General features: G+C 67.1%; 28 protein-coding genes. 3 read left to right on the top strand and 25 right to left on the bottom strand.

Translation table 11 applies throughout. From position 1 onward, the window contains the following. Positions 1-8: 8 nt before the first annotated feature. A complete protein-coding gene (locus ACRDNQ_RS03045; RefSeq protein ID WP_431827152.1) occupies positions 9-848 on the top strand; it encodes a universal stress protein in 840 nt (279 codons plus the stop codon). Positions 849-857: 9 nt separating this feature from the next. Here ACRDNQ_RS03045 and ACRDNQ_RS03040 read toward each other — a convergent pair whose 3' ends face one another. Beyond that, positions 858-1,637 (bottom strand): SDR family oxidoreductase, encoded by a 780-nt coding sequence (locus ACRDNQ_RS03040; protein ID WP_431827151.1) that lies wholly within the window; start codon positions 1,635-1,637, stop codon positions 858-860. A gap of 72 nt (positions 1,638-1,709) precedes the next feature. Beyond that, a complete protein-coding gene (locus ACRDNQ_RS03035; RefSeq protein WP_431827150.1) occupies positions 1,710-2,081 on the bottom strand; it encodes a SnoaL-like domain-containing protein in 372 nt (123 codons plus the stop codon). Positions 2,082-2,192: 111 nt separating this feature from the next. Between ACRDNQ_RS03035 and ACRDNQ_RS03030 the strand changes: the two genes are divergently transcribed. Both ACRDNQ_RS03030 and ACRDNQ_RS03025 read left to right on the top strand, forming a co-directional pair. Further along, complete coding sequence (locus ACRDNQ_RS03030; protein WP_431827149.1) at positions 2,193-3,800, top strand: peptide chain release factor 3; 1,608 nt, start codon at positions 2,193-2,195, stop codon at positions 3,798-3,800. Between the two features lie 412 nt (positions 3,801-4,212). Further along, on the top strand, positions 4,213-5,760 hold the full coding sequence (locus ACRDNQ_RS03025) for a DEAD/DEAH box helicase (RefSeq protein ID WP_431827148.1): 1,548 nt from the start codon (positions 4,213-4,215) through the stop codon (positions 5,758-5,760). A gap of 15 nt (positions 5,761-5,775) precedes the next feature. Here ACRDNQ_RS03025 and gph read toward each other — a convergent pair whose 3' ends face one another. The 23 genes from gph to ACRDNQ_RS02910 all read right to left on the bottom strand — a co-directional run bounded on the left by gph (position 5,776) and on the right by ACRDNQ_RS02910 (position 26,982). Further along, positions 5,776-6,429, bottom strand: coding sequence for a phosphoglycolate phosphatase (gph, locus tag ACRDNQ_RS03020; RefSeq protein WP_431827147.1), 654 nt, complete (start codon positions 6,427-6,429; stop codon positions 5,776-5,778). Between the two features lie 2 nt (positions 6,430-6,431). Continuing rightward, positions 6,432-8,102 carry a ribonuclease J gene (locus ACRDNQ_RS03015; RefSeq protein ID WP_431827146.1) on the bottom strand — a complete coding sequence of 557 codons (1,671 nt, stop codon included), beginning with the start codon at positions 8,100-8,102 and terminating at the stop codon, positions 6,432-6,434. After that, on the bottom strand, positions 8,099-8,878 hold the full coding sequence (locus tag ACRDNQ_RS03010) for a type III pantothenate kinase (RefSeq protein ID WP_431827145.1): 780 nt from the start codon (positions 8,876-8,878) through the stop codon (positions 8,099-8,101). The genes ACRDNQ_RS03015 and ACRDNQ_RS03010 overlap by 4 nt, the downstream gene beginning before the upstream one ends. A 13-nt stretch (positions 8,879-8,891) precedes the next feature. After that, positions 8,892-9,638 carry a biotin--[acetyl-CoA-carboxylase] ligase gene (locus tag ACRDNQ_RS03005; RefSeq protein ID WP_431827144.1) on the bottom strand — a complete coding sequence of 249 codons (747 nt, stop codon included), beginning with the start codon at positions 9,636-9,638 and terminating at the stop codon, positions 8,892-8,894. Further along, complete coding sequence (nuoN, locus tag ACRDNQ_RS03000; RefSeq protein WP_431827143.1) at positions 9,628-11,067, bottom strand: NADH-quinone oxidoreductase subunit NuoN; 1,440 nt, start codon at positions 11,065-11,067, stop codon at positions 9,628-9,630. Before nuoN ends, ACRDNQ_RS03005 begins: the two co-directional genes overlap by 11 nt. Positions 11,068-11,071: 4 nt before the next feature. After that, positions 11,072-12,613 (bottom strand): NADH-quinone oxidoreductase subunit M, encoded by a 1,542-nt coding sequence (locus ACRDNQ_RS02995; RefSeq protein ID WP_431827142.1) that lies wholly within the window; start codon positions 12,611-12,613, stop codon positions 11,072-11,074. Beyond that, complete coding sequence (gene nuoL / locus ACRDNQ_RS02990) at positions 12,613-14,769, bottom strand: NADH-quinone oxidoreductase subunit L (protein ID WP_431827141.1); 2,157 nt, start codon at positions 14,767-14,769, stop codon at positions 12,613-12,615. The genes ACRDNQ_RS02995 and nuoL overlap by 1 nt, the downstream gene beginning before the upstream one ends. A gap of 6 nt (positions 14,770-14,775) precedes the next feature. Then, entirely contained in the window at positions 14,776-15,081 is a 306-nt protein-coding gene (nuoK, locus tag ACRDNQ_RS02985; protein ID WP_431827140.1) for an NADH-quinone oxidoreductase subunit NuoK, read from the bottom strand. An 83-nt stretch (positions 15,082-15,164) separates the two neighbouring features. Further along, positions 15,165-15,779, bottom strand: a complete 615-nt coding sequence (locus ACRDNQ_RS02980) for an NADH-quinone oxidoreductase subunit J (RefSeq protein WP_431827139.1) — start codon at positions 15,777-15,779, stop codon at positions 15,165-15,167. Then, positions 15,776-16,183, bottom strand: coding sequence for a carboxymuconolactone decarboxylase family protein (locus ACRDNQ_RS02975; protein WP_431827138.1), 408 nt, complete (start codon positions 16,181-16,183; stop codon positions 15,776-15,778). The genes ACRDNQ_RS02980 and ACRDNQ_RS02975 overlap by 4 nt, the downstream gene beginning before the upstream one ends. After that, complete coding sequence (nuoI, locus tag ACRDNQ_RS02970; protein ID WP_431827137.1) at positions 16,180-16,674, bottom strand: NADH-quinone oxidoreductase subunit NuoI; 495 nt, start codon at positions 16,672-16,674, stop codon at positions 16,180-16,182. Before nuoI ends, ACRDNQ_RS02975 begins: the two co-directional genes overlap by 4 nt. A gap of 1 nt (position 16,675) precedes the next feature. After that, positions 16,676-17,713, bottom strand: a complete 1,038-nt coding sequence (nuoH, locus tag ACRDNQ_RS02965) for an NADH-quinone oxidoreductase subunit NuoH (protein ID WP_431827136.1) — start codon at positions 17,711-17,713, stop codon at positions 16,676-16,678. Between the two features lie 6 nt (positions 17,714-17,719). Then, on the bottom strand, positions 17,720-18,112 hold the full coding sequence (locus ACRDNQ_RS02960) for a hypothetical protein (protein ID WP_431827135.1): 393 nt from the start codon (positions 18,110-18,112) through the stop codon (positions 17,720-17,722). 20 nt (positions 18,113-18,132) lie between these two features. After that, on the bottom strand, positions 18,133-20,154 hold the full coding sequence (gene nuoG / locus ACRDNQ_RS02955) for an NADH-quinone oxidoreductase subunit NuoG (protein ID WP_431827134.1): 2,022 nt from the start codon (positions 20,152-20,154) through the stop codon (positions 18,133-18,135). Between the two features lie 3 nt (positions 20,155-20,157). Continuing rightward, positions 20,158-20,661, bottom strand: coding sequence for a DUF3291 domain-containing protein (locus ACRDNQ_RS02950; RefSeq protein WP_431827133.1), 504 nt, complete (start codon positions 20,659-20,661; stop codon positions 20,158-20,160). Next, a complete protein-coding gene (gene nuoF, locus ACRDNQ_RS02945) occupies positions 20,658-21,953 on the bottom strand; it encodes an NADH-quinone oxidoreductase subunit NuoF (protein WP_431827132.1) in 1,296 nt (431 codons plus the stop codon). The genes ACRDNQ_RS02950 and nuoF overlap by 4 nt, the downstream gene beginning before the upstream one ends. A 36-nt stretch (positions 21,954-21,989) precedes the next feature. Beyond that, entirely contained in the window at positions 21,990-22,214 is a 225-nt protein-coding gene (locus ACRDNQ_RS02940; RefSeq protein WP_431827131.1) for a DUF5337 domain-containing protein, read from the bottom strand. A gap of 129 nt (positions 22,215-22,343) precedes the next feature. Beyond that, positions 22,344-22,895 (bottom strand): helix-hairpin-helix domain-containing protein, encoded by a 552-nt coding sequence (locus ACRDNQ_RS02935; protein ID WP_431827130.1) that lies wholly within the window; start codon positions 22,893-22,895, stop codon positions 22,344-22,346. Positions 22,896-22,937: 42 nt separating this feature from the next. Beyond that, positions 22,938-23,996, bottom strand: a complete 1,059-nt coding sequence (gene nuoE / locus ACRDNQ_RS02930; RefSeq protein WP_431827129.1) for an NADH-quinone oxidoreductase subunit NuoE — start codon at positions 23,994-23,996, stop codon at positions 22,938-22,940. A 10-nt stretch (positions 23,997-24,006) separates the two neighbouring features. Next, a complete protein-coding gene (locus tag ACRDNQ_RS02925; protein ID WP_431827128.1) occupies positions 24,007-24,525 on the bottom strand; it encodes a hypothetical protein in 519 nt (172 codons plus the stop codon). After that, positions 24,522-24,887, bottom strand: coding sequence for a hypothetical protein (locus ACRDNQ_RS02920; RefSeq protein WP_431827127.1), 366 nt, complete (start codon positions 24,885-24,887; stop codon positions 24,522-24,524). The genes ACRDNQ_RS02925 and ACRDNQ_RS02920 overlap by 4 nt, the downstream gene beginning before the upstream one ends. Continuing rightward, entirely contained in the window at positions 24,887-26,101 is a 1,215-nt protein-coding gene (locus ACRDNQ_RS02915; RefSeq protein WP_431827839.1) for an NADH-quinone oxidoreductase subunit D, read from the bottom strand. The genes ACRDNQ_RS02920 and ACRDNQ_RS02915 overlap by 1 nt, the downstream gene beginning before the upstream one ends. Next, positions 26,101-26,982 (bottom strand): sulfotransferase, encoded by an 882-nt coding sequence (locus ACRDNQ_RS02910; protein WP_431827126.1) that lies wholly within the window; start codon positions 26,980-26,982, stop codon positions 26,101-26,103. Before ACRDNQ_RS02910 ends, ACRDNQ_RS02915 begins: the two co-directional genes overlap by 1 nt.

Raw genomic sequence — 26,982 nt, 5'->3', positions numbered from 1 at the left:
GACCGGCCATGACCCATATCCTTGCCGCCACCGACCTGTCGCCGCGCGCCGACCGCGCGGTCGAGCGCGCCTTCCAGCTGGCCGCGGCCCACGGGGCGGCGCTGACCGTCCTGACGGTGCTTGACGATGCCATGCCCGAACGCCTGGCGAAGGTGATGATGCCCGAAACCCGGGGCCACCTCACCGCCTTCTGCGACAGCCTGTCGGACGGCGGGCGCATCGGCTACGAGGCCAAGGTCCTGCAGGGCGACCCAAGCCACCTGATCCCCGAGACCGCCAGGGTGTTGCAGGCGGACCTGATCGCCCTTGGCCTGCACCGTCGCCGTCCGTTCATGGACACGCTGAGGGAAACCACGCTGGAACGCACGGTGCGGCTGGCGGCGGCGCCGGTCCTGCTGGTGCGCAACCATCCCGAGGGCGACTATGCGCGCATTCTGGCCGCGGTCGACTTTTCGCCCGCGTCCGCGGCGGCGATCCGGGTCGCGCACCGCCTTGCGCCCGGCGCGACGATCCGCGGCGTTCACGCCGTCCAGATCCCGCTTGTCAGCTACAGTCCGAATGATCCCCGCTCCGAGGCTGCCGCGGGATTTGTCCGCGACGCCGAGGACGCCAGCGCCAGATGGATGGACCTGACCGCCCTGCCGCCCACGCTGACCAAGCCCGAGATCCGCGCCGGCGCGCTGTCTACCGTGCTTGGGTCCGAGCTCGCGGCACTCAGACCCGATCTCTTGGCGCTTGGCGCCCACGCGCGGCTTGGCATCGCCCACCGGATGCTGGGAAGCTTCGCGCTTGAGCTGGTGCGCGATCCGCCGACCGATCTGCTGATCGCGACACCCGGAACCGACTGATCGCCGCCCTCAGAGCGTCGCGTTGGTCGCGCCGCCGTCGTGCAGGATGTTCTGGCCGACGATGAAGGCGGCCTGGCGCGAGCAGAGATAGGCGCAGGTCGCGCCGAATTCCGCGGCGGTGCCATAGCGGCGCACGGGAATCGTCGCCTCGCGCCGGGCCTTGGCCTCGCCAAGGTCGATCCCTTGCGCCTTGGCCACCCCGCTATCCAGCGCTACGGCCCGATCGGTGGCGTGGATGCCCGGCAGAAGGTTGTTGATCGTAACGCCCTTCTCGGCCACCTGCCGCGCGGTGCCGGCGACGAAGCCGGTCAGACCCGCGCGGGCCGAATTCGACAGCCCCAGCGCCGGGATCGGCGCCTTCACCGACTGCGAGGTGATGTTGACGATCCGGCCCCAGCCGCGCGCCATCATCCCTGGCAACACCGCCTGCATCAGCGCAATCGGCGTAAGCATGTTGGCGTCGAGCGCCTTGATGAAGTCGTCGCGGTCCCAGTCGCTCCACAGCCCCGGCGGCGGGCCGCCGGCATTGGTGACAAGGATGTCGGCCTGGGGCGCCGCGGCGACCAGCCGATCGCGCACCTCCTGCGTCGTCACGTCACCGGCGACGGTCGTGACCGTGACCCCGTAGGTCGCCCGGATCTCGGCGGCGGTGGCCTCGAGCGCCTCGGCCCCGCGGGCGTTCAGCACAAGGGTCACGCCCTCGGCCGCCAGCGCCTCGGCGCAGCCCCGGCCTAGGCCCTTCGACGAGGCACAGACGATCGCCGTCCTTCCGTTGATCCCAAGGTCCATGATGCCCTCCCTTCGCATTGCGTCGCCGGGGGACCTAGACTGAAACGCCGGGGATGGCCAGCAGGCGGCGCGCTACATGGGGGCCTGGAAGAACTCTTCCCTGACGATCTTGCCCTCGGCCACGGTATAAAGAGCGACCTCGCGACCCTTCCAGCGCTGTCCCGAAGACCTGTCGGTTACGTCCATCGAGAAGATCACCGCGAACCGGTCGGGCGCATGCAGATAGGGCCCGTCGACCTCGGCGCCGTGCAACTCGAAGTTGGCGGCCCACCAGTCATGCTTGCCCTTGATCGCCTCGACCCCTTTCGAGATGCGGCTGCCCCCGGGCGGGTCGCTGGCCTCGACGGATTCGCAGCCCGGATCGTACAGTTCGGACAGCCCGTCCTGCTCGCGCCCCTCCCGGCAGTTGGAAACGAGTTGGCGTGCAATGTCTTCCAGCGTCATGGCGTCCTCCAATGTTCCTATTATGTTCTCATCCTGCCCGAGTCGCAGCCCCGGATCAATCCAAGACTACGCGGCCTTTCCCTTGGCCGCCCGCATCGTTATATCGCGCCCATGCTTGACCGCGCCCACAACTCTGCACCGCTTCCGCCCGAGATCGCCCGGCGGCGCACCTTCGCCATCATCTCGCACCCCGATGCGGGCAAGACGACGCTGACCGAGAAGTTCCTGCTTTACGGCGGCGCGATCCAGATGGCCGGACAGGTCCGCGCCAAGGGCGAGGCGCGGCGCACGCGCTCGGACTTCATGCAGATGGAAAAGGACCGCGGCATCTCGGTCTCGGCCTCGGCCATGTCCTTCGACTATGGGACCTGGCGCTTCAATCTGGTCGACACGCCCGGACACTCGGACTTCTCCGAAGACACCTACCGCACGCTGACGGCGGTCGACGCCGCGATCATGGTGATCGACGGCGCGAAGGGCGTCGAATCCCAGACGCGCAAGCTGTTCGAGGTCTGCCGCCTGCGCGACCTCCCGATCCTGACCTTCTGCAACAAGATGGACCGCGAAAGCCGCGACACCTTCGAGATCATCGACGAGATCCAGGAAAACCTGGCCATCGACGTGACGCCGGCCAGTTGGCCCATCGGCGTCGGGCGCGAGTTCATCGGCTGCTACGACATCCTCAACGACCGGCTCGAACTGATGGACCGCGCCGACCGCAACCGGGTGGCGGAATCGATCCGCATCGCGGGGCTCGACGATCCGAAGCTGGCCCAGCACGTCCCCGGCCCGCTGCTTGCGAAGCTGCGCGAGGAACTGGAAATGGCGCGCGGTCTTCTGCCGGCCTTCGACCGGCAGGCTTTCCTCGACGGCACGATGACGCCGATCTGGTTCGGCTCGGCCATCAACTCGTTCGGTGTGAAGGAACTGATGGACGGCATCGGCGCCTATGGCCCCGAGCCGCAGCCCCAGTCGGCCGAGCCCCGGCAGGTCGGCCCCGACGAAAAGACGGTGGCGGGCTTCGTCTTCAAGGTGCAGGCCAACATGGACCCCAAGCACCGCGACCGGGTGGCCTTCGTGCGCCTTGCCTCGGGGCACTTCGAGCGCGGCATGAAGCTGACGCATGTGCGCACGAAAAAGCCGATGGCGATCACCAACCCCGTCCTGTTCCTGGCCGCCGACCGCGAGCTTGCGGAAGAGGCCTGGGCCGGCGACATCATCGGCATCCCGAACCATGGGCAACTGCGCATCGGCGACACCCTGACCGAGGGCGAGGCGATCCGCGTGACCGGCATTCCCAGCTTCGCGCCCGAGCTTCTTCAGAACGTCCGCGCGGGCGATCCGATGAAGGCCAAGCACCTCGACAAGGCGCTGATGCAGTTCGCCGAGGAAGGCGCGGCCAAGATCTTCAAGCCGATGATCGGGTCGGGCTTCATCGTGGGCGTCGTGGGTGCGCTTCAGTTCGACGTGCTCGCCAGCCGGATCGAGCTGGAATACGGCCTGCCGGTGCGCTTCGAGCCGTCGCAGTTCACCTCGGCCCGCTGGGTGACGGGTCCGAAGGCGGACATGGAGCGCTTCGTGAACATCAACAAGGGCCACATCGCGCACGACAACGACGGCGACGTGGTGTACCTGACGCGGCTTCAGTGGGACATCGACCGGATCCAGCGCGACTTCCCGGAGCTAAGGCTTTCGGCCACCAAGGAAATGATGGCCTGACCGCGCGTCACGCGGTGTCCGTTCGGCGCGTGTCATGTCAACGTGACAATTCGCCCTGTGGAAAACCTTGTGCGCGAATTCCTGACGCCGCGGCAACGGCTTGCACGGCAAGGTTCGCCCCGGGGCGCGGGTGACGGCCGGCGCGGCGCCGGGCCCGGCACGACCCGCGCCAGCCGCAGAAGGCTTCGGTTCTTCTGTCGCTGACGGTTGACACATCGCGCCGCGCCGCACGGGGGCCGCGCCGCGCGCAGGCCAGCCATGCGCTGCCATCGCATTGACCCCCGGGGACTTTTGCACTATGTCCCGTGCATCCTCGGGGGCAGCTTGTGGATAAGTTGGGACCACCCGGGTTCCCGCCCCCACTACAGACGCACGGGCCATGAAAGCGGTCCGTACCCAAGAACGGACACACATGACCACTTTTGCAGATCTGAATCTGTCGCCCAAGGTATTGAAGGCCGTCGAAGAGGCCGGTTACCAGACCCCCACCCCGATCCAGGAACAGGCCATCCCCGCCGCCCTCGAAGGCCGCGACGTGCTTGGGATCGCCCAGACCGGCACCGGCAAGACCGCCAGCTTCACGCTGCCGATGATCACCCGGCTGGCCCGGGGCCGGGCGCGCGCGCGGATGCCGCGCAGTCTTGTCCTTGCCCCCACGCGGGAGCTTGCCGCGCAGGTGGCCGAGAACTTCGACACCTATTCGAAGCACGTGAAGCTGACGAAGGCGCTTCTGATCGGCGGGGTTTCGTTCAAGGAACAGGACGTGCTGATCGATCGGGGCGTCGACGTGCTGATCGCGACGCCCGGCCGCCTTCTCGACCATTTCGAGCGCGGCAAGCTTCTTCTCACCGGGATCGAGATCATGGTGGTGGACGAAGCCGACCGGATGCTCGACATGGGTTTCATCCCGGACATCGAACGCATCTTCTCGCTGACGCCCTTCACCCGCCAGACGCTGTTCTTCAGCGCCACCATGGCGCCCGAGATCGAGCGGATCACCAACACCTTCCTGTCGAACCCCGTGAAGGTCGAAGTGGCCCGCCAGGCCACCGCGTCCGAGACGATCGAACAGTCGGTGGTGATGTTCCGCCCCTCGCGGCGCGAGAACGCGGCCGCCGAGAAACGCGCGCTTCTTCGCGCGCTGATCGACGCGGAAGGCGCGCGCTGCAAGAACGCGATCATCTTCTGCAACCGCAAGACGGACGTCGACATCGTCGCGAAGTCGCTGAAGAAATACGGCTATGACGCCGCGCCGATCCATGGCGACCTCGAGCAGTCGCAGCGCATGCGCACGCTCGACGGGTTCCGAGACGGGTCGCTGCGCTTCCTCGTCGCCTCGGACGTGGCCGCGCGCGGGCTTGATATTCCGGCAGTCAGCCATGTCTTCAACTTCGACGTGCCCTCGCATTCCGAGGATTACGTCCACCGCATCGGCCGCACCGGCCGCGCGGGCCGCGAAGGCAAGGCGATGATGATCTGCGCCCCAGCCGACGAGAAGAACCTGGGCTTCATCGAAAAGCTCATCGCGCGCGAAATTCCGCGCGGCGAGAACCCGCTGGGCAGCCGCCCCGCGCCCGAGGCAGCCCCGGCCCCGTCCGAGGACGAAGGCGACCGCCGCGAGCGCCGCAAGGACCGGCCGCGCCGCGACCGTTCCGAACGTCCCGACCGGAAGGACGAGGCGCGCGGCGCGCGCCGTCCGGACGATGCCGAGCGTTCCACCGAACCTCGTGCCGCCGAAACCCCCGCAGCCGAACCCCGCACCACCGAACCTCGCGCCGCCGAAACCGCTTCCGCGGAAAGGCGGCCCTCGGAAGCGCGGGTGCAGGAAGGTCGTGGTCAGGAAGGCCGCGACCGCCGTGACCGCCGTCGTCGCGACGACTCGGGCCCCGCCGTCGTCGGGCTTGGCGATCACCTGCCGACCTTCATCGAGAAAAGCTTTGAAGAGCGCATGGCGGGCTGAGGCCCGCCTGCCGTTTCACCCAGCGGTCAGCGCCACATAGATCGCCGGAAGATTGCGCATGTCCGCGAAAGCGCGGTCGTGCGGGATTTCGTCCACCGGAACCTCGCGGATGCCTTCGGTGAACAGCGCGAAGGGCACGCCAGCGCGCTGCGCCGTCTCGGCATCGACCGGACTGTCGCCCACGTAAAGCCCGCCCTGGCCGGGAAGGCGCGCCAGCGCGTGCAGAAGCGGCGCGGGATCGGGCTTGCGCTGCGGCAGGCTGTCGCCGGCCACCACGATGGCGAAGACCCCGCGAAGCCCGGCCGCATCCAGCACGGCCTCAAGCGGGCCCGAGGGCTTGTTGCTGCAAAGTCCAAGCCCGACGCCGCGCGCGGCGAAGGCGTCCAGAACCTCGGCCACATGGGGGAAAAGCCGCGTCTCGCGCGACGCCTCGACGTAGATCGACATGAAGCGGGGCAGCAGCCGGTCGAAGGCGTCCTCCGGAAGTCCCGCCGCCGCGATCAGGCGCTGAAGGAACACCCGTTCACCATGCCCGACGAAGCCGCCAATCCGGCGTTCCGGCAAGGGCGCCAGCCCCTCGCCCGCAAGAAGCGTGTTGGCGGCCAGCGCGATGCCGGGAAGGCTGTCGACCAGCGTGCCGTCAAGATCGAAGACGATGGGGGGCGGCACGTTCACCCCAGGCGGCTCACCACGATGGTGACTTCGGGCTTTTTGCCGATCTCGTTCTGGCAGGTCTGCCGCACGATCCGCTTGATGGCATCTTCAAGCTTGTCGTCGTCAGCCAGCGTGCGGTCGTCGGCGCGCCCCAGGAACTGGCTCAGGTCCTCTTCCAGGATGTCGACCAGCGGCGCGTTCGACCGCCCGGTTTCGGACAGCCCCTTGAGGTCGCACCAGGGATCGCCCAGCACCTCGCCGTCTTCGTCGATGATCAGCGTGACGACGACCAGCCCGTTCATCGCCATGCGCAGCCGGTCGCGGACGATGCCGTCCAGCGCGCCGATATAGGCCGTGCCGTCGTAATAGGTCCGCCCGGTCTCGACGTATTCGGCGATGTGCGGCGCATTGCCCTGAAGCTCGACCAAAGTCCCGTTCGGCGCCAGCACCCCGGTGATGCCGGCGGCTTCGGCCAGCTTCACATGGGCGCGCAGGTGGCGGTGTTCGCCATGCATCGGGATCACCATCTGCGGTTTCACCAGCTTGTGCACCATCTGAAGGTCGGGGCGGTTGGCGTGCCCCGAGACGTGGTAGCGCCCGCCCGAATCGTCGACGACGTCGACGCCGCGTTCCGAGAAGGCGTTCATGATGCGGATCACGTCGCGTTCATTGCCCGGGATCGTCTTCGACGAGAACAGGAACAGGTCGCCGTCCTTCAGCTCGAGGCCCAGGTACTTGCCCCGGCTCAGCTGCGCCGAGGCGGCCCGCCGCTCGCCCTGGCTGCCGGTGACGATCAGCATCAGGTTCTCGGAAGGGATATTGGCGGCATCCTCGGGGGCGACGGTCGTGGGAAAGCTGGTTAGCACGCCGCTTTCGACACCGGCCTCGACCATCCGCCGCATGGCGCGGCCCAGCAGGCAAACCGAGCGTCCGGCGCGCTTGCCGGCCTCGGCAAGCGTCCTGACCCGCGCGATGTTCGAGGCGAAGGTGGTGGCCACCACCATGCCGTCGTGGGCCTGCACCAATTCCTCGATCGCAAGCCCGATCGAGCTTTCGGACCGCCCGGCCTCGGGCGAGAAGACGTTCGTGGAATCGCAGACCAGCGCCTTCACGCCCGACTTGCCGATGGCGGCGAAGACGTCGGGATTCCAGGGTTCGCCCACGATCGGGTTGGGGTCGAGCTTGAAGTCGCCGGTGTGCAGGATCCGCCCCTCGGGCGTGTCGATCACCAGCGACGAGGTTTCGGGGATCGAATGGCTGACCGGCACGAAGCCCACCCGGAACGGGCCGGCGGTCACCTGTTCGGGCCAGGGGTTCACCACCGTGACCTCCTTTTCCGACAGCCCGTATTCGGCCAGCTTGCCGCGCGCGATGGTGGCGGTGAAGACGCGGGCGTAGATCGGCGCCCTGAGACGCGCCCAGAGGTGCCCCACGGCGCCCACGTGATCTTCGTGCGCATGGGTGACGAAGACCGCCTCAATCCGGTCGCGCCGTTCCTCGAGCCAGGTGATGTCGGGCAGGATCAGGTCGACGCCGGGCGAACTGTCCATGTCGGGAAAGGTCACGCCAAGGTCCACGACGATCAGCCGTTCGGCATCCTTCGGGCCGTAGCCGTAGACGTAGCAGTTCATCCCGATCTCCCCCGCGCCTCCGAGGGGAAGGTAGATCAGCCGTGCGGCACCGCTCATATGTTGCCCTGGTCCTTGTTGTATTTGTGGATGACGGTCAGACCGTGCATCGTCAGGTCGTCCTCGACCCCGTCGAACAGCACATCGCCCGTCATGAACAGCGATGCAAGGCCCCCGGTGCCGATGACGCGCATCGGACGCTCGCATTCCAGCTTGATACGCTCGGTAATCTCGCGCACGAGGCCGACATAGCCCCAGAACACCCCCGACTGCATGCAGGCCACCGTGTTCGTGCCGATCACGCGCTGCGGCTTGGTGACGTCGACATGCGGCAGTGCGGCGGCGGCCAGGTGCAGCGCCTCGAGGCTCAGGTTCACGCCGGGCGCGATCACGCCGCCGACATAGGCCCCGTCGGGGGCGACCACGTCAAAGGTCGTGGCGGTGCCGAAATCGACCACGATCAGGTCGCCGCCGTGCCGGTCATGCGCGCCGGCCGCGTTCACCAGGCGGTCGGGGCCGACCTGGGTGCCCTCGTCCACGCGCGGCGGCGCGGGCAGAAGGCAGTCGGGCTTGCCCACGACCAGCGGCCGGGTGCCGAAATAGCGGTCGGCAAGAACGCGCAAGTTGAAGACCACGCGCGGCACGGTCGAAGACACGATCACCTCGGTGATCGGCACGTCGAGTTTGTGATGGGTCATCAGCGACGAGAACCAGACGTAATACTGGTCGGCGGTGGTCCGGTGATCGGTCGCGGTGCGGAAGGTCGCAAGGAACCGCGTCCCGTCCCAGACCGAGAAGACCGTGTTGGTGTTGCCGCAATCGATGCACAGAAGCATCGCGTCCTCCCCTTCAGAAATAGACGTCCGCCGCCGGAATGCGGACCACCCCGCGCGAGGTCGACAGGACCAGTTGTCCCGCCTCGTCCACCGTCTCGAAGCGCCCGCTGATCTCTTCGCGGCCCGTGCGCGCGGTGATGACCTCGCCCAGGCGCGCGGCATTCTCCAGCCAGCTTTCGCGGATCTGCTGAAAGCCCAGCCGGTCGAAGATGGCTTCCTGCGTGGCATAGCAGTCGGCCAGCGTGAACAGGAAGTCGAGCGCGTCCACGCGCGAGCCCGTTTCTTCCAGCAGGCTGACCGGCGGAAAGGCCGCGCCCTGAAGGCTGCGGGGGCTGTGGATCAGGTTCACGCCGACGCCGATGGCAAGCCAGTCGACCTCGGCCCCGGTGCCCGTGCTTTCCAGCAGGATGCCCGCGACCTTGCCGCCGTTGAGAAGCACGTCGTTCGGCCACTTCAGCGACAGGGCGCTTCGGTCGGCATGGCGGGCGAGCGATTCGAAGACGGCGTTGGCGGCCAGGAACGACCGCAGCGCCGCCGCGGCCGCGCCGCCGCCCGGCCGCATTACCAGCGTCGCCGCGAAATTGCCGGGCGGATTCTCCCAGACCCGGCCGCGCCGTCCCCGCGCCGCGGTCTGACGGCGCGCGAAGATCCAGGTGGGGCGGGTCAGGCCCGCGGCGATGCGCCGGGCCTCGGCCATGGTGCTGTCGACTTCCCCAAGGAGAAGCCGGTCATAGGCCTCGGGCCAGACCTCAGTTGACAAGGCTCGCCGCTGCGGCGGCCGCCGCCCCTTCGACGCCGAAGAGGTTGACGACGCCGAGCACCATCGCGGCCGCGCTGACCATCAGGAAACCCCAGAGCACCGGATTGGCGGCGCGGTCCAGCGCCTCGCCCTCTTGCCCGAAGTACATGAAGTAGATGATGCGCAGGTAATAGAAGGCGCCGATGACGCTTGCCACCACACCCGCGACCGCAAGCCAGGTCAGCCCCGCCTCGACCGCGGCGAGAAGCACGTAGTACTTTCCGAAAAAGCCCACCAGCGGCGGCACGCCAGCAAGGCTGAACATCAGGATCATCACCGCCAGCGCCCGCATCGGGTCGGTCTTCGAGTACATGTTGAGGCTGGCGATGTCGGTGACCGGGCTGCCGTCCCGTTCCATCGACAGGATGAAGGCGAAGGTGCCGACGTTCATGGTGACGTAGATCGCCATGTACACCAGCATCGCCTGCACGCCGAAGGCCGTGCCGGCGGCAAGGCCCATCAGGGCAAAGCCCATGTGCGCGATCGACGAATAGGCCATCAGGCGCTTGATGTTGCGCTGCCCGATCGCGGCGACCGCGCCCACGAACATCGACAAGACGGAGAGAAGCGCCAGGATCTGCTGCCAGTCGCCCACCGCGCCGCCGAAGGCGTCGTGCACGACCCGCGCGAACAGCGCCATGGCCGCGACCTTGGGGGCAGTGGCGAAGAAGGCCGTGACCGGGGTCGGCGCGCCTTCATAGACATCGGGTGTCCACATGTGGAAGGGCACGGCCGACACCTTGAACGCCAGGCCCGTGATCAGGAACACGAGGCCAAGAAGCAGCCCCAGCGACAGATCCTCGGCGCGCGTCACCTCGACGATGCCGGCGAAAAGCGTGGTGCCCGCATAGCCATAGACCAGCGAGGCGCCGTAGAGCAGAAAGCCCGAGGCCAGCGCGCCGAGGATGAAGTACTTCAGCCCCGCCTCGGTCGATTTCTCGCTGTCGCGGCGCAGCGCGGCCACGACGTAAAGCGACAGCGACTGAAGCTCGAGCCCCATGTAGAGCACGATGAGGTCGCCCGCCGACACCATCGTCATCATGCCGACCGAGGCCAGCGTGATGAGAATCGGGAATTCGAAGCGCAGAAGGTCGCGCCGGGCCATGTAGCCCTCGCTCATCAGCAGGATCGCGGCGGCCGACACCAGGATCACGACCTTGGCGAAGCGGGCGAAGCCGTCCGACACGAAGCTGCCGTTGAAGGCGGTGTCGGCGCCCTGCCCGTTGATCCCGATCCAGACGGCGGCCACGCCCAGGACGGCGGCCGTCACCCAGACCAGAAGCGGCGCGACCTTGTCCTTGCCGCCATAGACGCCGTAAAGCAGCGCGCCCATGGCGTAGAGGGCCAGGACGATTTCCGGCAGGGCGACCGAAAGGTCTTCGGCGGTCATGGGCTTATTCTCCGTTCCGGGCGAACCGCGTGTCGGCCTCGATCAGCGCGGTGTCGTAGTCGGTGATCAGCGCCTCGACCGAGGGGCCGATGATGTCGGTCACAAGGCTGGGGTAGACGCCAAGAAGGATCGTCATGACCACAAGCGGCGCGAAGATCGCCTTTTCGCGGGTGGTCATGTCGGTGATGGATTTCAGGCTTTCCTTGATCAGGTCCCCGAAGACCACGCGGCGATAGAGCCACAGCGCATAGGCCGCGCTGAGGATCACGCCGGTGGCCGCGACGGCCGCGACCCAGGTGTTGGCCTGGAAGACGCCCACAAGCGTCAGAAACTCGCCGATGAAGCCGCTGGTTCCCGGCAGGCCGACGTTGGCCATGGTGAACAGCATGAAGATCAGCGCATAGGCCGGCATCCGGTTCACGAGACCGCCATAGGCGTCGATCTCGCGGGTGTGCATCCGGTCATAGATCACGCCCACGCAGAGGAAGAGAGCGCCCGAGATGAAGCCATGGCTGAGCATCTGGAAGATCGCGCCGTCGATCCCCTGCTGGTTCACCGCGAAGATACCCATGGTGACGAAGCCCATGTGCGCCACCGACGAATAGGCGATGAGCTTCTTCATGTCCTTCTGCGCCAGCGCCACAAGCGAGGTATAGACGATGGCGATCGCGCTCAGCCACAGGACCAGCGGCGCCATCAGGTCCGAGGCCACCGGGAACATGGGCAGGCTGAACCGCAGGAAGCCGTAGCCGCCCATCTTCAGCAGGATCGCGGCCAGCACGACCGAGCCCGCGGTGGGCGCCTGCACGTGGGCGTCGGGCAACCAGGTGTGGACCGGCCACATCGGCATCTTGACCGCGAAGCTGGCGAAGAACGCCAGCCACATCAGCGTCTGCATCCCGCCCACGATCTGGACGCCCAGCACACCGATCGTCTCGGATCCGAAGTTGTGGGCCAGAAGCGTCGGGATATCGGTGGTGCCCGCGTCCACGTACATGGCGATCATCGCCACCAGCATCAGGACCGAGCCGAGGAAGGTGTAGAGAAAGAACTTGAACGACGCGTAGATGCGTTCCTTCCCGCCCCAGATCCCGATGATCAGGAACATCGGAATGAGCCCCGCCTCGAAGAAGAGGTAGAAAAGCACAAGGTCGAGCGCCACGAAGACCCCGATCATCAGCGTCTCGAGGACCAGGAAGGCGATCATGTATTCCTTGACCCGGTGCGTCACGTCCCAGGCCGAGGCGATCACCAGCGGCATCAGGAACGTGGTCAGCATCACGAACAGGACCGAAATGCCGTCGACGCCCACCTTGTAGGTCAGGCCCAGGATCCAGTCGCGTTCCTCGACCAGCTGGAAGCCGGGGTCGCCGGCATCGAACTCGACCAGGATGGCAAGCGAGACAAGGAAGGTGGCCGTGGTCGCGATCAGCGCCAGCCACTTGGCGTTGCGCTGCGCGGCCGGATCGTCGCCCTTGAGGAAGAACGCAAGGATCGCCGCCGCCACCAGCGGCAGGAAGGTGACGATGGAAAGCAGGTTGTCCATTATTCCGCTCCCCCCCCGATCATCATCCAGGTGATCAGGATGGCGACGCCGATCACCATCGCGAAGGCGTAGGTGAAGATGTAGCCCGACTGCGCCCGCCCCGCGAGGCGCGTGAAGAAGGGCACGATGCCCATGGCAAGCCCGTTGATCCCGCCGTCGATCACCGCGCCGTCACCGCGCGTCCACAGGAACCCGCCGACCCAGCGTGCGGGCCGCACGAAGAGGAAGTCGTAGATCTCGTCGAAATACCATTTGTTGAGCAGAAACTGGTAAAGCGGCCACTGGCTTTCGGCCAGCTTGCGCGGCCAGTCGGGGCGTCGGATGTAGAACTGGAAGGCCGTGGCGAAGCCGATCAGCATCGCGATGAAGGGCGAGACCTTCACCCATTTCGGCACTTCGTGCGCGTCGTCGAGAACGGTGTTGTCCGGCCCGATGAAGATCGCGCCCTCGCCCGGCTGGCCGGTGAAGACATAGTGGTGGTCCGCCCCCTCGCCGTGCCCGCCCTCGGCGGGCGCGGCCGCATCGCCGTGGCCTTCGGCCGGGGCCGCCGCCTCGCCGTGGCCTTCGGTGGTGGCAGCCGCTTCGCCATGCCCGCCGGCGTCAAGCGTCGCGGCGTCGGCGTAGGGCACGCCGAAGAAGGCGCCGACCTCGTTGGCGTGGCCGAAGAAGGGCTTGACCCAGATCATGCCGGCGAAGATCGCGCCCAGCGCCAGGACGCCCAGCGGCGCAAGCATGACCTTGGGGCTTTCATGGGCGTGCTCGTGGGTGTGCTTGTCGCCGCGCGGGGCGCCGAAGAAGGTCAGGAAGATCAGCCGCCAGCTGTAGAAACTGGTGAAAAGCGCCGAGATCACCAGCAGCCAGAACGCATAGCCCGCCGTCCAGCCCGGGCCTGCGAAGGCCACCTCGATCACCGCGTCCTTCGACAGGAAGCCCGCGAAGCCGATGTAGGTCAGCGGGATGCCGACGCCGGTGATGGCGAGCGTGCCGATCATCATCGCCCAGAAGGTGTAAGGCATCTTCTTGCGCAAGCCGCCGTAGTTGCGCATGTCCTGCTCGTGGTGCATCCCGTGGATGACCGAGCCCGCGCCGAGAAACAGCATCGCCTTGAAGAAGGCGTGGGTGAACAGGTGGAACATCGCCACCGAATAGACGCCCACGCCCGCGGCTACGAACATGTAGCCCAGCTGCGAACAGGTCGAATAGGCGATCACGCGCTTGATGTCGTTCTGAACAAGGCCGACGGTCGCCGCGAAGAAGGCCGTCGTCGCACCGATGAAGACGATGAAGGCCGTCGCCTGGGGCGCGAATTCCATCACCGGCGACATCCGGCAGACCAGGAACACCCCGGCCGTCACCATGGTCGCGGCATGGATCAGCGCCGAAACGGGCGTCGGCCCCTCCATCGCGTCGGGCAGCCAGGTGTGCAGCAGAAGCTGCGCCGACTTGCCCATCGCGCCCACGAACAGCAGGAAGGCCACAAGCTCGGCCGCGTTCCAGTCGCGCCACAGGAAGCTCAGCTGCGTCTGCGCCAGGTCGGGCGCGGCGGCGAAGATGTCGTCGAAGGCGATCGAGTCGACCAGGAAGAACAGCGCCACGATGCCCAGCATGAAGCCGAAGTCGCCCACCCGGTTCACCACGAAGGCCTTGATCGCGGCGGCGTTGGCCGAAGGCTTGCGATAGTAGAACCCGATCAGCAGGTAGGAGGCCACGCCCACGCCTTCCCAGCCGAAGAACATCTGCAGCAGGTTGTCGGCCGTCACCAGCATCAGCATGGCGAAAGTGAAGAACGACAGATAGGCGAAGAAGCGGGGCTTGTAGACCTCGCCCTCGCGCCAGTTGTCGTCATGCGCCATGTAGCCGAAGCTGTAGAGATGAACGAGCGCCGAGACCGTGGTGATGACGATCAGCATGATCGCCGTCAGCCGGTCCAGCCGGATCGCCCAGTCGACCGACAGCGAGCCGGACTGCACCCAGCGCAGGATCGACACCTGCTCGGTCGTGCCGTCGAAGGTCAGGAACACGATCCACGACAGGATACAGGCCAGGAACAGCAGGCCGGTCGCAACCCACTGCGCGGCCGTCTCGCCCATGAGGCGCCAGCCGAAGCCGCAGATCAGCGCGCCGACGAGCGGGGCGAAGAGGATGATCGTTTCCATGGCCCCTTACCCCTTCATCACGTTGACATCTTCGACGTCGATCGTGCCCCGGTTGCGGAAGAAACAGACAAGGATCGCAAGGCCGATCGCCGCCTCGGCCGCCGCGACGGTCAGCACGAACAGCGTGAAAACCTGCCCGACCAGATCGCCGAGGAAGGCCGAGAAGGCCACGAGGTTGATGTTGACCGACAGAAGGATCAGTTCGATCGACATCAGAAGGATGATGACGTTCTTCCGGTTCAGGAAGATCCCGAAGATGCCGATGACGAACAGCGTCGCCGCCACCGTCAGATAATGTTCCAGTCCGACCATCCGGTCCCTCTTTCTCGTCCCTCGCCCGGGGGCGGGTGTCTTCGTCCGGCCCTTCGGGGCCGTTCTCGTGCCGGGAGAGGCGGCTAAAGCCCCTGCCCCGGTTTCACGTCCTTCAGTTCCATCGCCTTCGCGGGGTCGCGGTACATCTGCGCCAGCACGTCCTGCCGCTTGATGTTGGTGCGGTGGCGCAGCGTCAGCACGATCGCACCGATCATCGCCACCAGCAGGATCAGCCCGGCCAGCTGGAACAGCAGGAAGTAGTGGTCGTACAGCACCAGCCCCAGCGCCTTGGTGTTCTCGACCTGGTCGGCCGGCGGGATGACCTGCGCGCGCTGTCCCAGCGCCTCGTCCGAGAACTCCCAGACGCCGAAGGCGATCGCGAGCTGCATCAGAAGCACCACGCCGATCAGCAGCGCCAGCGGCAGGTAGCGCGCCATCTCCGCCTTCATCTGGGCGAAGTCGACGTCCAGCATCATGACGACGAACAGGAAAAGCACCGCGACCGCGCCGACATAGACGATGACCAGAAGCATCGCCACGAATTCGGCGCCCAGCAGCACGAACAGGCCTGCCGCCGACAGGAAGGTCAGGATCAGCCAGAGCACCGAATGCACGGGGTTGCGCGAGACCACGGTGAAGAGGCCCCCCGCAACCACCGAGATCGCGAATAGGTAGAAGGCGTAATCCGCCGCGGTCATGCGTCATCCTCCGCGTTGCCGTCCATCACGTCGCGCGCAAGCTCCATGGCCTTCGTCATGGCCGGCAGCCCGCCGAAGACGCCCATCAGGGCGATGGTCTCGGCCACTTCCTGTTTCGTCGCGCCCGCCTCGATGGCGTGGCGCACGGTCATGCGCAGCTGCGCCTCGGCCTGGGCCCCAAGGATGGTCAGCCCGCCCAGCGTCAGAAGCATCTTGGTCTTGGCGTCCAGGCCTTCGGGGTTGAAGGTCTTGCCGAAGAAGGTTTCCATCATCTCTTTCGGCATCGTCGGCCACAGCGCTTCGAACCCCTTGGGCGTGAAGGATTCAAGCGCCGGGTTGAAGGCCTTCGCCCATTCCCGGCCCATGGTCATCATCGCGTCGAAGGGGTTGGTGGGGCTGGTCATCGGTAGGGCGCGTCCAGTTCGAGGTTGCGCGCGATCTCGGCTTCCCAGCGCGCGCCGTTGTCGAGCAACTTTTCCTTGTCGTAGAACAGTTCTTCCCGGGTCTCGGTCGCGAACTCGAAGTTCGGCCCCTCGACGATCGCATCGACCGGACAGGCCTCCTGGCAGAAGCCGCAGTAGATGCACTTGGTCATGTCGATGTCATAGCGCGTGGTGCGGCGGCTGCCGTCCTCGCGCGGTTCGGCGTCGATGGTGATGGCCTGCGCCGGGCAGATCGCCTCGCACAGCTTGCAGGCGATGCAGCGTTCCTCGCCATTGGGATAGCGGCGCAGCGCATGCTCGCCCCGGAAGCGGGGGGAAAGCGGCCCCTTCTCGTGCGGATAGTTCAGCGTGGCCTTGGGCGCGAAGAAATACTTCATCCCAAGCCCGAACCCCTTGAGGAAGTCGGTCAGCAGGAAATAGCGCGTCGCGCGTTGCCAGTCGATCTGGGTCATCTCAGCCTCCCACGGCCCAGCGGGCGTAGAGCCCGCCGAAAAGCTCGAATTTCGCGAAGAACGCCACCAGCACGACCCAGGCCAGGCTCATCGGCAGGAACACCTTCCAGCCGATCCGCATCAGCTGGTCATAGCGGTAGCGCGGCACGATCGCCTTCACCATGGCGAAGAGGAAGAAGAAGAACGCCATCTTCGCGATCATCCACAGCGGGCTGTCGGGCAGGAACGGAACCGGGCTCAGCCAGCCGCCGAAGAACAGAAGCGACATCAGCGCGCACATCAGGAAGATCGCGATGTATTCGCCGGCCATGAACAAAAGGAACGGGGTCGAGGAGTATTCGACCTGATAGCCCGCGACGAGTTCGGATTCCGCTTCCGGCAGATCGAAGGGCGGGCGGTTCGTCTCGGCCAGCGCCGAAATGAAGAACAGCACCACCATCGGCAAATGCGGCAGCCAGTACCAGCCGAAGAAGCCCCAGCCGGTGTCCTGCGCGGCCACGATCGCGCTGAAGTTCAGGCTGCCCGTGGACAGGATCACGCCCACGATGATCAGGCCGATCGACACCTCGTAGGAAATCATCTGCGCCGCCGACCGGAGCGATCCGAGGAACGGATACTTCGAGTTCGACGCCCAACCGCCCATGATGACGCCATAGACCTCGAGCGACGAGATGGCGAAGACGTAAAGGATCGCCACGTTGATGTCGGCCAGCACCCAGCCGTCGTTGAACGGGATCACCGCCCAGGCGATCATCGCCAGCACGAAGCTGGTCATCGGCGCCAACATGAACACGGTGCGGTCCGCGCCCGCCGGCACGACGATTTCCTTGACCACGTATTTCAGCGCGTCGGCCACGGTCTGCAGAAGGCCGAAGGCGCCCACAACGTTCGGGCCGCGCCGCATCTGTACGGCGGCCCAGATCTTGCGGTCGCCATAGACGAGGAACAGCAGGCTAATCATCACGAAGCCGATGACCAGAAGGCTTTGCGCCGCGATGGTCAGCGCGATGCCGCCCGGGGTTGAAAGAAAGTCAGCCATCCGTCCTCACAGCTGCGGTATTCCGGTTTCGACACAGGCGCCAAGCTGGGCTTCGACGTCGATCGTTCGCACGCCCTGCGGTATGGCGGGCGAGATGGTGTAAACCGCATCCGCCTGCCAGACGCCACCCGTCTTGTCGACGGTTGTGCGCAGATGTCGCGCGAAGGCATGGCCGCGCGCGTCGGCATAGCCGGCCAGCGCGCACAGCGCGTAGTCGCGCACGTCGCGGTCATCGCGCGCACCCTGCATGCGGGCGGTGATGCGGATGATCTCGGCGTCGAGCGCCTCGGCCTCGGCGCCCAGATAGACCGCGTCGGGCGGCAGGGCCATGCGCAGATGGGTGCCCTCGCCCCCATCGGGCGCGCCGCAGCCTGCGGTTATGCCAAGTGCCAGCGCCATGATCCCCCCGCGTCCTCCCGTCACTCCGCCGCGATCCGCGTCTGGGCGCGCGCCTTCGCGTTGGCCGAGAGCTGCGCCATGACCTCGGACGCGCGCGCGATCGGGTTGGTCAGATAGTGATCGGCCACCGCCGGACGGAAGCCGCCCGCGCCCGTCTTGCCCAGCGGCAGGGGCTGCCAGTCGTTCTCGGGCACCTCGTCGATCCGGCCAAGATGCGGCACCTCGGCCACCAGCGCGCGGCGCAATTCGCCCAGGCTGTTCCAGGGCAGCGTCGCGCCCAGATCGGCCGAAAGCGCCCGAAGGATCGCCCAGTTCTCTTTCGCCTCGCCCGGCGGGAAGCCCGCGCGAAGGGCAAGCTGCGGCCGGCCTTCGGTGTTCACGAACAATCCCTGTTCCTCGGTCCAGGCCGCGCCCGGCAGGATCACGTCGGCGCGGTGCGCGCCCCGGTCGCCGTGGCTGCCCTGGTAGATCACGAAGGGCCCCGCCGGAATGTCGCCCTCGTCGACGCCAAGCGCATAGACCACATCCGCCCCGTCGAGCGCCGCCATGACGCCGCCTTCGGTCGTGCAGCCCGCGTCCATCGCGCCGACGCGGCCCGCGGCGGTGTGGAGGACCAGAAGCTTGCAGTCGCCCAGTTCGCAGATGCGCATGGCCTGCGCGAGCACCGCCTCGCCATCGGGCGCGATCAGCGCCCCCTGCCCGACGATCACCACGCCCGGCGTGTCATCCTTGTTGGCAAGGTCCGCCTTCAGCATGTCCGCCAGCGCCGCCCGATCGGTGCCAAGGTGATGGTAGTCGTAGGTCAGGTCGACCGCCTCGCCCAGAAGCGCAATCTCGGCGCCGCGGGTCCACGCCTTGCGGATGCGCGCGTTCAGAACCGGCGCCTCGGCGCGCGGGTTCGTCCCGATGAGGAGGATGCGCTTGGCGCTGTCGATGTCCTCGATCGTCGCGGTGCCGACATAGGCCGACCGGTTGCCCGCGGGCAGCTTGGCGCCGTCGGTCCGGCAGTCGATTGCGCCGCCCAGCCCCTCGACGATCCGGCGCAGCGAGAAGGCCGCCTCGACCGGGGCGAGATCGCCCACAAGGCCCGCGACCTTCGTCGCCCCTTTCAGGGCCGACGCGGTCTTTGCCAGCGCCTCGGGCCAGGTCGCGGCGCGCAGCTTGCCGTTCTCGCGGATGTAGGGCCGGTCAAGCCGCTGACGGCGCAGCCCGTCCCAGACGAAGCGGGTCTTGTCGCCGATCCATTCCTCGTTCACGCCGTCGTGGTTGCGCGGCAGGATGCGCATGACTTCGCGCCCCTTGGTGTCGACCCGGATGTTCGAGCCAAGCGCGTCCATCACGTCGATCGTCTCGGTCTTGGTCAGCTCCCAGGGCCGCGCGGTGAAGGCGTAGGGCTTCGAGGTCAGCGCGCCCACCGGGCAAAGGTCGATGATGTTGCCCTGCAACTCGCTGTCGAGCGTCTGGCCCAGGTAGGAGGTGATCTCAGCATCCTCGCCCCGTCCGGTCTGGCCCATCTGGGTGATGCCCGCGACCTCGGTGGTGAAGCGCACGCAACGCGTGCAGGAGATGCAGCGCGTCATGTGCGTCTCGACCAGCGGGCCGAGGTCAAGGTCCTCGGACGCGCGCTTGGGCTCGCGGTAGCGGCTGAAGTCCACCCCGTAGGCCATTGCCTGGTCCTGCAGATCGCATTCGCCGCCCTGGTCGCAGATCGGGCAGTCGAGCGGGTGGTTGATGAGCAGGAACTCCATCACCCCCTCGCGCGCCTTCTTCACCATGGGCGAGTTGGTCTTGACCACGGGGGGCTGGCCTTCGGGCCCGGGGCGCAGGTCGCGCACCTGCATCGCGCAGGAAGCGGCAGGCTTCGGCGGGCCGCCCACGACCTCGACAAGGCACATCCGGCAGTTGCCCGCGATCGACAGCCGCTCGTGATAGCAGAAGCGCGGGATCTCGATCCCGGCGACCTCGGCCGCCTGGATCAGCGTCATGGCCCCATCGACCTCGACTTCCTGCCCGTCGATGATGATCTTCTTCAGATCGCCCATGTCCTACTCCGCAGCTACCTGGGCGCAGCGGCGGGTCCGCCAGAGCTGCGCCTGCTTCAGCCATGTCCAGCCGAAGGCATGTTCCGTTTCGCCGTGACGCGCGAGGTGGTCGAGCCGCCCAAGCGCCTCGTCCAGCGTCGGCCTGTGGCCCGCCGGCACCCACCACATCACGAAATGCATCTTGCCCAGCACCTCGAACCACTCCTGCCGGCGTTCATAGAACTGCCTGTGGACGGTGTTCCAGACGAAGGCTTCCAGCGTCTCGACGCTTTCCCAGACGGTCAGGTTCGACACCAGGCGGGGATCGCCGCCGATCTTCACGTCCGTGTTGCCCGTCCCGGGCGTGCCCGAGCCCTCCATCATCCAGACGAAGCCCGGCATCCGCTTGCCCAGACCGTTCACCCGGTCGAGCGCGGCCATGAACTCGGCCACGCGCGGGTCGCCGGGTTCGGCGATCAGCCGGCCGATGTTCAGCTCGGCAAGGTGATGTCCGGCGGGCATCGTCATTCCGCTGCCACCGCGCTGATCCGGCCGGTGCGCTTGGCCTTGATCCGGTCCTCGATCTCGTCCCGGAAGTGCCGGATGAGACCCTGGATCGGCCAGGCCGCCGCGTCGCCCAGGGCGCAGATCGTGTGGCCTTCGACCTGCTTGGTGACGTCGAGAAGCATGTCGATCTCCTCGACCTCGGCCTCGCCCTTCACGAGCCGCTCCATGACCCGCATCATCCAGCCGGTGCCTTCGCGGCAGGGCGTGCACTGGCCGCAGCTTTCGTGCTTGTAGAACTTCGACAGCCGCCAGATCGCCTTGATGATGTCGGTGGACTGGTCCATCACGATGACCGCCGCCGTGCCAAGGCCCGAGCGCTGTTCGCGCAGCCAGTCGAAGTCCATGATCCCCTCGCGGATCACATCGCCGGGCAGACAGGGCACCGACGAACCGCCCGGGATCACCGCCTTGAGGTTGTCCCAGCCGCCGCGGATGCCGCCGCAATGCCGGTCGATCAGTTCCTCGAAGGAAATCGACATCGCTTCCTCGACGACGCAGGGCGCGTTGACGTGGCCCGAGATCGCGAACAGCTTGGTGCCCGCGTTGTTCGGGCGCCCGAAGGACGCGAACCATGCGCCGCCGCGCCGCAGGATCGTCGGGACGACCGCGATCGATTCGACGTTGTTGACCGTGGTCGGGCAGCCGTAAAGCCCCGCGCCCGCCGGGAACGGCGGCTTCATCCGCGGCATCCCCTTCTTGCCCTCGAGGCTTTCGAGAAGCGCGGTCTCTTCGCCACAGATATAGGCGCCGGCGCCATGGTGCAGGTAAAGATCGAAGTCCCAGCCCGATCCGGCGGCGTTCTTGCCCAGAAGCCCGGCGTCATAGGCCTCGTCGATGGCGGCCTGAAGCGCCTCGCGCTCGCGGATGTATTCGCCGCGGATGTAGATGTAGCAGGCATGCGCACCCATCGCGAAGGATGCGATCAGGCAGCCCTCGACCAGCGTGTGCGGATCATGGCGCATGATCTCGCGGTCCTTGCAGGTGCCGGGCTCGGATTCGTCGGCGTTCACCACAAGGTAGGACGGCCGCCCATCCGACTCCTTAGGCATGAACGACCACTTGAGCCCGGTCGGGAAGCCTGCCCCGCCGCGCCCGCGCAGGCCGCTTGTCTTCATCTCGGTCACGATCCAGTCGCGGCCCTTCGCGATGATGCCCGCGGTGCCGTCCCAGTGCCCGCGCGCCTTCGCGCCGGCCAAAGTGCGGTCGTGCATCCCGTAGAGGTTCGTGAAGATCCGGTCTTCGTCTTTCAGCATGCCAAAGTCCTTGCCGCGTGCCTGCCGCGCGGGGCATCAGCCCCCGCGCCGCTTTCTCCAGATTTGCCAGGTGACCACAAGGGCCCATGTGAAGCCTGCAAGCGCGAACAGGTCGAACAGGAAGACGTAGCGCTCTTCAAGCCCCAGCTGGCCGCCGATCACCTGCGCCAGCATCCACAGGATCATGGTGCCGGCGATCACGACGGACACGACGCGCGCCTGTCGCGCGAGGTCACGGTCGTTGTCCCTGCGATCGCTCATCGCTCCACCACTCTGGCAGTGCCCGTCCGCCGCCTGACGCGAGGACGGTCCTTCGGTTCCCGGCCCGGCCTGTCGCCGAGTCCTGTCGTTGGCGCCGGGCCCGCCGAAGGCCGGCCCGGCATTCTTGCGTCAGTAGACGTCCCCGTCCTCGACGCGCTTCGAAAACTCGGTCGTGCCGCCCGCGGCGAGGACCTTGGCCTGTGCGACCCAGCCGTCGCGCTGGATCCGGCCCCGGAAGGCAAGCTTCTCGTCCATCTCGGCGATGTCGGCCTCGCTCCACCCGGCGATCTGCGCGAAGGTCGTGACGCCGGCGGCGTGAAGCTTCTTCTCAAGCGCCGGCCCCACGCCCGACAGCTGCTTCAGATCGTCCGGTCCCGCAGGAGCGCTCGACACGAAAGATGCAGCGGGCGCGGCCTTGGCGGCGGGCGCCGGAGCCGGTTCGGCATTCTGCGCGGGCGCCGCGGCGGGCTTGCGGAGCGGCGCCGTCACCGGCGGGGCCGGCTTCTTGTGGAAGCCCGCGAGAAGGATCACCGCCACCGCGGCCGCGACGAGAACCGCGACGAAGGCCGCGGGCGAGAAGGCCCATTGTCCGACCACCATGAGGGCCACGAAGGCCACAACGAGGACGCCGCCCGCGATGGCACCGACGATCGCCAGCGACCCTTGTGTCTGTTTCGACATCAGTCTGTCTCTCCCGTTCGAAGTGTTGTGGTCCACCCCATATCAGGAATCCCCGCGTTGGGAAAATTCTGTCTCGCCGCCCGCGGCAAGGATGCGGGCCTGCTCGACCCAGCCCTCGCGCGCGATGCGGCCCTTGAAGTTCAGCGTCTCGTCGAAGGCGGCGATCTCGGCCTCTGTCCAGCCTGCGATCTGCGCGAAGGACGTGACCCCCGCGGCGTGCAACTTCTTCTCGAGCGCGGGCCCCACGCCCTTGAGCTTCTTCAGATCGTCCGGTGCAACCGACCCGACCTTCGGGCGCCCGATCTTCTCGGCCTTCACCTTGTCCGGCGCGGGGCCCTTGGCGCGCGCGGCGGCTTTCGCCGGCTTGTCGGTCGCGCGCGCGGGCGCCTTGCCCCCGTCACGCCAGGGCGCGCGCAGCGGCACCTCGGTCCCGTCGATGCGCTTGATCGTGTCGCCCAGCGTCACCGCCAGATCGGCCGAGGCATTGTATCGCGTCCGGTCCGCGGCGTGGGACGCAAGCGAGGTCAGCCCGCTCAGCGGCTCTGCCGCATAGCGGCCGTTTTGCGGCCCGGGCACGGGAACCCGGCCGGCGGCCATCTCGTCCAGGATCTCGGCCAGCCGCGCGGCGGTCAGATCCTCGTAGTAATCCTTGCCGATCTGGGCCATGGGCGCGTTGGCGCAGGCGCCAAGACATTCGACCTCTTCCCAGCTGAAGCGCCCATCGGCCGACAGCGCGTGCGCGCGCGGGGCGATCTTTTCCTTGCAGACCGCGATCAGGTCCTCGGCGCCGCAGATCATGCAGGACGTCGTGCCGCAGACCTGGACGTGGGCGACCGCCCCCACCGGCTGCAACTGGAACATGAAATAGAAGGTCGCGACCTCGAGCGCGCGGATATAGGCCATGTCGAGCATGCGCGCGACCTCCTCGATCGCGGGGCGCGACAGCCAGCCTTCCTGTTCCTGCGCGCGCCACAGTAGCGGGATGATCGCGCTGGCCTGCCGGCCGGGCGGATACTTCGAGATCTGCGCCTCGGCCCAGGCAAGGTTCTCGGGCGTGAAGGCGAAGCTGGCGGGCTGCTCGGGATGAAGGCGTCGAAGCATCGGTCGGTCTCTATCGGGTCAGGTCGGTGGACGGCACGCAGATGATCGTGGGCGCAAGCTGGCGCATCCGGTCGTCGTTGCCGCTGGCATAGGCAAGGAAGTAAAGGTCGTCGATCTGCACACGGCAGACATGGCTTGAAACGTCGTCCTCGATCAGGACGATGCCGGGAGAGATGCTGGCGTAGCCGATGCTCTGGTCGACGATCTGGTCGAACGGCGTGACCTCGCCGCGCACCAGCGGCAGCGCATCGGCGGCGACGCGCGCGGTCGGCACGCAGACGATCTCGGGCGGCTCGGCGGCGATCGCGCCGGGGTCGCCCTCGGCATAGCCGAAGAAATAGACGTCCGAGATGTTCACGCGGCAGACATGGCTCGACACCTCGTCCTCGACCAGCAGAAGTCCCGGCCCGATGTTCACGTAGCCGATGCTTTCGTTGACAAGCTGGTCGAACGGCGTGTCCTGCGCCTGGGCGGGCAGCGCCGAAAGCGCGGCAAGGATGCCGGTGGTCAGGGTCAGGGCGCGGATCATGCGGACCCTCCCGTGGCCAGCGCGGCCAGCGTGATCGCCAGAGCCCCCGTCGACAGGACGCCCGACAGCGTGTGCTTGCCGTGCGGATGCCCGGCGCGGGCATAGATCAGGCCGTCGGCGAAGCCCATGAAGGCACAGACCGCGAAGAAGGCCGCCAGCACCGCCAGGTCGCCATGAAGCGTCAGCACCAGCGCGAGGATCGCGAAGGCGGTATAGCGGTCGGCCATCACCCGCGGCAAAAGCTCGATCCGGTGCGATGTCTGGCGCAGCCCGTCATCGGGATCTCGCCAGAACGCCACGGCCATCGCCGCAAGGATCAGCACCGTCACGGTGCCGCAAAGAAGGGCGGCCCATCCCGGCATCAACGGTCGACTTCCCCGAACACGATGTCGAGCGACCCGAGCACCGCCGAGACGTCGGCAAGCTGATGACCGCGGCACAGATGGTCCATCGCCTGAAGATGCGCGAAGCCCGGCGCGCGGATCTTGGCGCGATAGGGCCGGTTCGTGCCGTCGGCCACCAGATAGACGCCGAATTCGCCTTTCGGCGCCTCGACCGCGGCATAGATCTCGCCCGCCGGGACGTGGAAACCTTCAGTGTAAAGCTTGAAGTGATGGATGAGCGCCTCCATCGAGGTCTTCATCTCGCCCCGCGACGGCGGGGCCATCTTGCCGCGGGCCATCACGTCGCCCTGGTTTTCTGGCAGGCGCAGCTTGGCGCAGGCCTGCTTGATGATCTTGGTCGACTCGCGCATCTCGGCCATGCGGCACAGATAGCGGTCGTAGCAGTCGCCGTTCTTGCCCACGGGGATCATGAACTCGAACTCGTCGTAGCATTCATAGGGCTGGGCGCGGCGCAGATCCCAGGCAAGGCCCGATCCGCGCACCATCACGCCCGAGAACGCCCAGTCCTGGATGTCGCCCTCGGTGACGACGCCGATGTCGACGTTGCGCTGCTTGAAGATGCGGTTTTCGGTCAGCAGCGTGTCGATGTCGTCAAGCGCGCGGGGAAAGGCGTCGGCCCAGGCGTCGATGTCGTCGATCAGCTGGGGCGGAAGGTCCTGGTGCACCCCGCCCGGTCGGAAGTAGGCCGCGTGCAGTCGCGCCCCCGAGGCCCGCTCGTAGAAGATCATCAGCTTCTCGCGTTCCTCGAAGCCCCACAGCGGCGGCGTCAGCGCGCCCACGTCCATGGCCTGCGTGGTGACGTTCAGAAGGTGGTTCAGGATGCGCCCGATCTCGCAGTAAAGCACCCGGATCAGCTGCGCCCGGCGCGGCACCTCGGTGCCGGTCATCCGCTCGATCGCAAGGCACCAGGCGTGCTCCTGGTTCATCGTGCCGACATAGTCGAGGCGGTCGAAGTAGGGCAGGTTCTGAAGGTAGGTCCGCGTCTCCATCAGCTTTTCGGTGCCGCGGTGCAGAAGCCCGATATGGGGGTCGCAGCGCTCCACGATCTCGCCGTCAAGCTCAAGCACAAGGCGAAGAACCCCGTGTGCGGCGGGATGTTGCGGGCCGAAGTTGATGTTGAAGTTGCGGATCTTCTGTTCGCCCGTCAGCGCGTCGTCGAATTTTCCGTCCATCATGATCCCACCTCTGCGAGGTCAAAGCGCCAGCCCGCGGGGCGGTGGCCCAGTCGGTCGGCGACGAAGTCGTATTGCGGCGCAAGCCAGTCGCGCGCGGCGTGCGCCTGCGCGGGCGTCATCGGCATCGGTTGGCCGGCATGCACCGGAGCAAGGTCCGGCGCGCGCGGCGCGAGGCCCAGAAAGGCGCACAGCCGGGCCGTGGCGTCGCCGCCCACCAGATCCTCGAAGACCAGCACCAGAAGGCGCGACGGGTCGATCGCGCGGGCGAGCTTTTCAAGCGCCGCGCGATAATCGCCGCGCGCCTCGATCTGGGTCTCTTCGCCGGCGAGCGTTCGCGCAAGGATACGGTCGCAGCGGCGGCGCGACACCGCCCCGTCCGGCGCGCGGCGACCCGCGATCATGCGCACGTGGCTCCAGAGCCGCGCGACGGGGTCGCGCATCAGATAGACGAAGCGCACGTCGCGCCCGCCCAGGCCGGCCATGGCGCGCAGCCGCTCTTCGGGCAGAAGCGCATAGGCCGGCGTCACCTCGCCCACCACCGACCGGGTGCCGCGGCCGTCGTCGAGATAACCAAGATAGGCGGCCTCGTCCTCGCGCCCGCTGTCAAGCACCCGCGCCCAGTCGGCGCGATCGCGCAGCCGCGCCTGCGCGCCGGCGCCCGCCCGGCCCGCATCGATGCGCGCCTGGATCGCCGCCACCTCGCGCCGGCGGTCGGCGGCCTGGTCGGAAAGGTTGCCCTTCTCGACGCCGTCGAAATAGTGCAGTTCCTTGATCGTGCGCAGATGGCAGCCGGGATGATCGGCAAGATAGCGGTAAAGCCAGCTTGTCCCCGACTTGGTGGCGCCGACGCCCAGCACGACTGTGGCGGCCTTCGTCAT

Origin of the sequence: Saliniferula longa, assembly GCF_050789285.1 — a bacterium.
Classification (GTDB): domain Bacteria; phylum Pseudomonadota; class Alphaproteobacteria; order Rhodobacterales; family Rhodobacteraceae; genus CAVPWP01.
The sequence above is the reverse complement of the archived record's forward strand: the minus strand, read 5'-3'. Positions and strand labels throughout refer to the sequence as shown.

What these genes read in the sequence shown, in the direction of transcription:
- ACRDNQ_RS03045 (WP_431827152.1), top strand. Translation starts at nt 9, where the DNA reads ATGACCCATATCCTTGCCGCCACCGACCTGTCGCCGCGCGCCGACCGC.
- ACRDNQ_RS03040 (WP_431827151.1), bottom strand. Translation starts at nt 1,637, where the DNA reads ATGGACCTTGGGATCAACGGAAGGACGGCGATCGTCTGTGCCTCGTCG.
- ACRDNQ_RS03035 (WP_431827150.1), bottom strand. Translation starts at nt 2,081, where the DNA reads ATGACGCTGGAAGACATTGCACGCCAACTCGTTTCCAACTGCCGGGAG.
- ACRDNQ_RS03030 (WP_431827149.1), top strand. Translation starts at nt 2,193, where the DNA reads ATGCTTGACCGCGCCCACAACTCTGCACCGCTTCCGCCCGAGATCGCC.
- ACRDNQ_RS03025 (WP_431827148.1), top strand. Translation starts at nt 4,213, where the DNA reads ATGACCACTTTTGCAGATCTGAATCTGTCGCCCAAGGTATTGAAGGCC.
- ACRDNQ_RS03015 (WP_431827146.1), bottom strand. Translation starts at nt 8,102, where the DNA reads ATGAGCGGTGCCGCACGGCTGATCTACCTTCCCCTCGGAGGCGCGGGG.
- ACRDNQ_RS03010 (WP_431827145.1), bottom strand. Translation starts at nt 8,878, where the DNA reads ATGCTTCTGTGCATCGATTGCGGCAACACCAACACGGTCTTCTCGGTC.
- nuoN (WP_431827143.1), bottom strand. Translation starts at nt 11,067, where the DNA reads ATGACCGCCGAAGACCTTTCGGTCGCCCTGCCGGAAATCGTCCTGGCC.
- ACRDNQ_RS02995 (WP_431827142.1), bottom strand. Translation starts at nt 12,613, where the DNA reads ATGGACAACCTGCTTTCCATCGTCACCTTCCTGCCGCTGGTGGCGGCG.
- nuoL (WP_431827141.1), bottom strand. Translation starts at nt 14,769, where the DNA reads ATGGAAACGATCATCCTCTTCGCCCCGCTCGTCGGCGCGCTGATCTGC.
- nuoK (WP_431827140.1), bottom strand. Translation starts at nt 15,081, where the DNA reads ATGGTCGGACTGGAACATTATCTGACGGTGGCGGCGACGCTGTTCGTC.
- ACRDNQ_RS02980 (WP_431827139.1), bottom strand. Translation starts at nt 15,779, where the DNA reads ATGACCGCGGCGGATTACGCCTTCTACCTATTCGCGATCTCGGTGGTT.
- ACRDNQ_RS02975 (WP_431827138.1), bottom strand. Translation starts at nt 16,183, where the DNA reads ATGACCAGCCCCACCAACCCCTTCGACGCGATGATGACCATGGGCCGG.
- nuoI (WP_431827137.1), bottom strand. Translation starts at nt 16,674, where the DNA reads ATGACCCAGATCGACTGGCAACGCGCGACGCGCTATTTCCTGCTGACC.
- nuoH (WP_431827136.1), bottom strand. Translation starts at nt 17,713, where the DNA reads ATGGCTGACTTTCTTTCAACCCCGGGCGGCATCGCGCTGACCATCGCG.
- ACRDNQ_RS02960 (WP_431827135.1), bottom strand. Translation starts at nt 18,112, where the DNA reads ATGGCGCTGGCACTTGGCATAACCGCAGGCTGCGGCGCGCCCGATGGG.
- nuoG (WP_431827134.1), bottom strand. Translation starts at nt 20,154, where the DNA reads ATGGGCGATCTGAAGAAGATCATCATCGACGGGCAGGAAGTCGAGGTC.
- ACRDNQ_RS02950 (WP_431827133.1), bottom strand. Translation starts at nt 20,661, where the DNA reads ATGACGATGCCCGCCGGACATCACCTTGCCGAGCTGAACATCGGCCGG.
- nuoF (WP_431827132.1), bottom strand. Translation starts at nt 21,953, where the DNA reads ATGCTGAAAGACGAAGACCGGATCTTCACGAACCTCTACGGGATGCAC.
- ACRDNQ_RS02940 (WP_431827131.1), bottom strand. Translation starts at nt 22,214, where the DNA reads ATGAGCGATCGCAGGGACAACGACCGTGACCTCGCGCGACAGGCGCGC.
- ACRDNQ_RS02935 (WP_431827130.1), bottom strand. Translation starts at nt 22,895, where the DNA reads ATGTCGAAACAGACACAAGGGTCGCTGGCGATCGTCGGTGCCATCGCG.
- nuoE (WP_431827129.1), bottom strand. Translation starts at nt 23,996, where the DNA reads ATGCTTCGACGCCTTCATCCCGAGCAGCCCGCCAGCTTCGCCTTCACG.
- ACRDNQ_RS02925 (WP_431827128.1), bottom strand. Translation starts at nt 24,525, where the DNA reads ATGATCCGCGCCCTGACCCTGACCACCGGCATCCTTGCCGCGCTTTCG.
- ACRDNQ_RS02920 (WP_431827127.1), bottom strand. Translation starts at nt 24,887, where the DNA reads ATGCCGGGATGGGCCGCCCTTCTTTGCGGCACCGTGACGGTGCTGATC.
- ACRDNQ_RS02915 (WP_431827839.1), bottom strand. Translation starts at nt 26,101, where the DNA reads ATGGACGGAAAATTCGACGACGCGCTGACGGGCGAACAGAAGATCCGC.
- ACRDNQ_RS02910 (WP_431827126.1), bottom strand. Translation starts at nt 26,982, where the DNA reads ATGACGAAGGCCGCCACAGTCGTGCTGGGCGTCGGCGCCACCAAGTCG.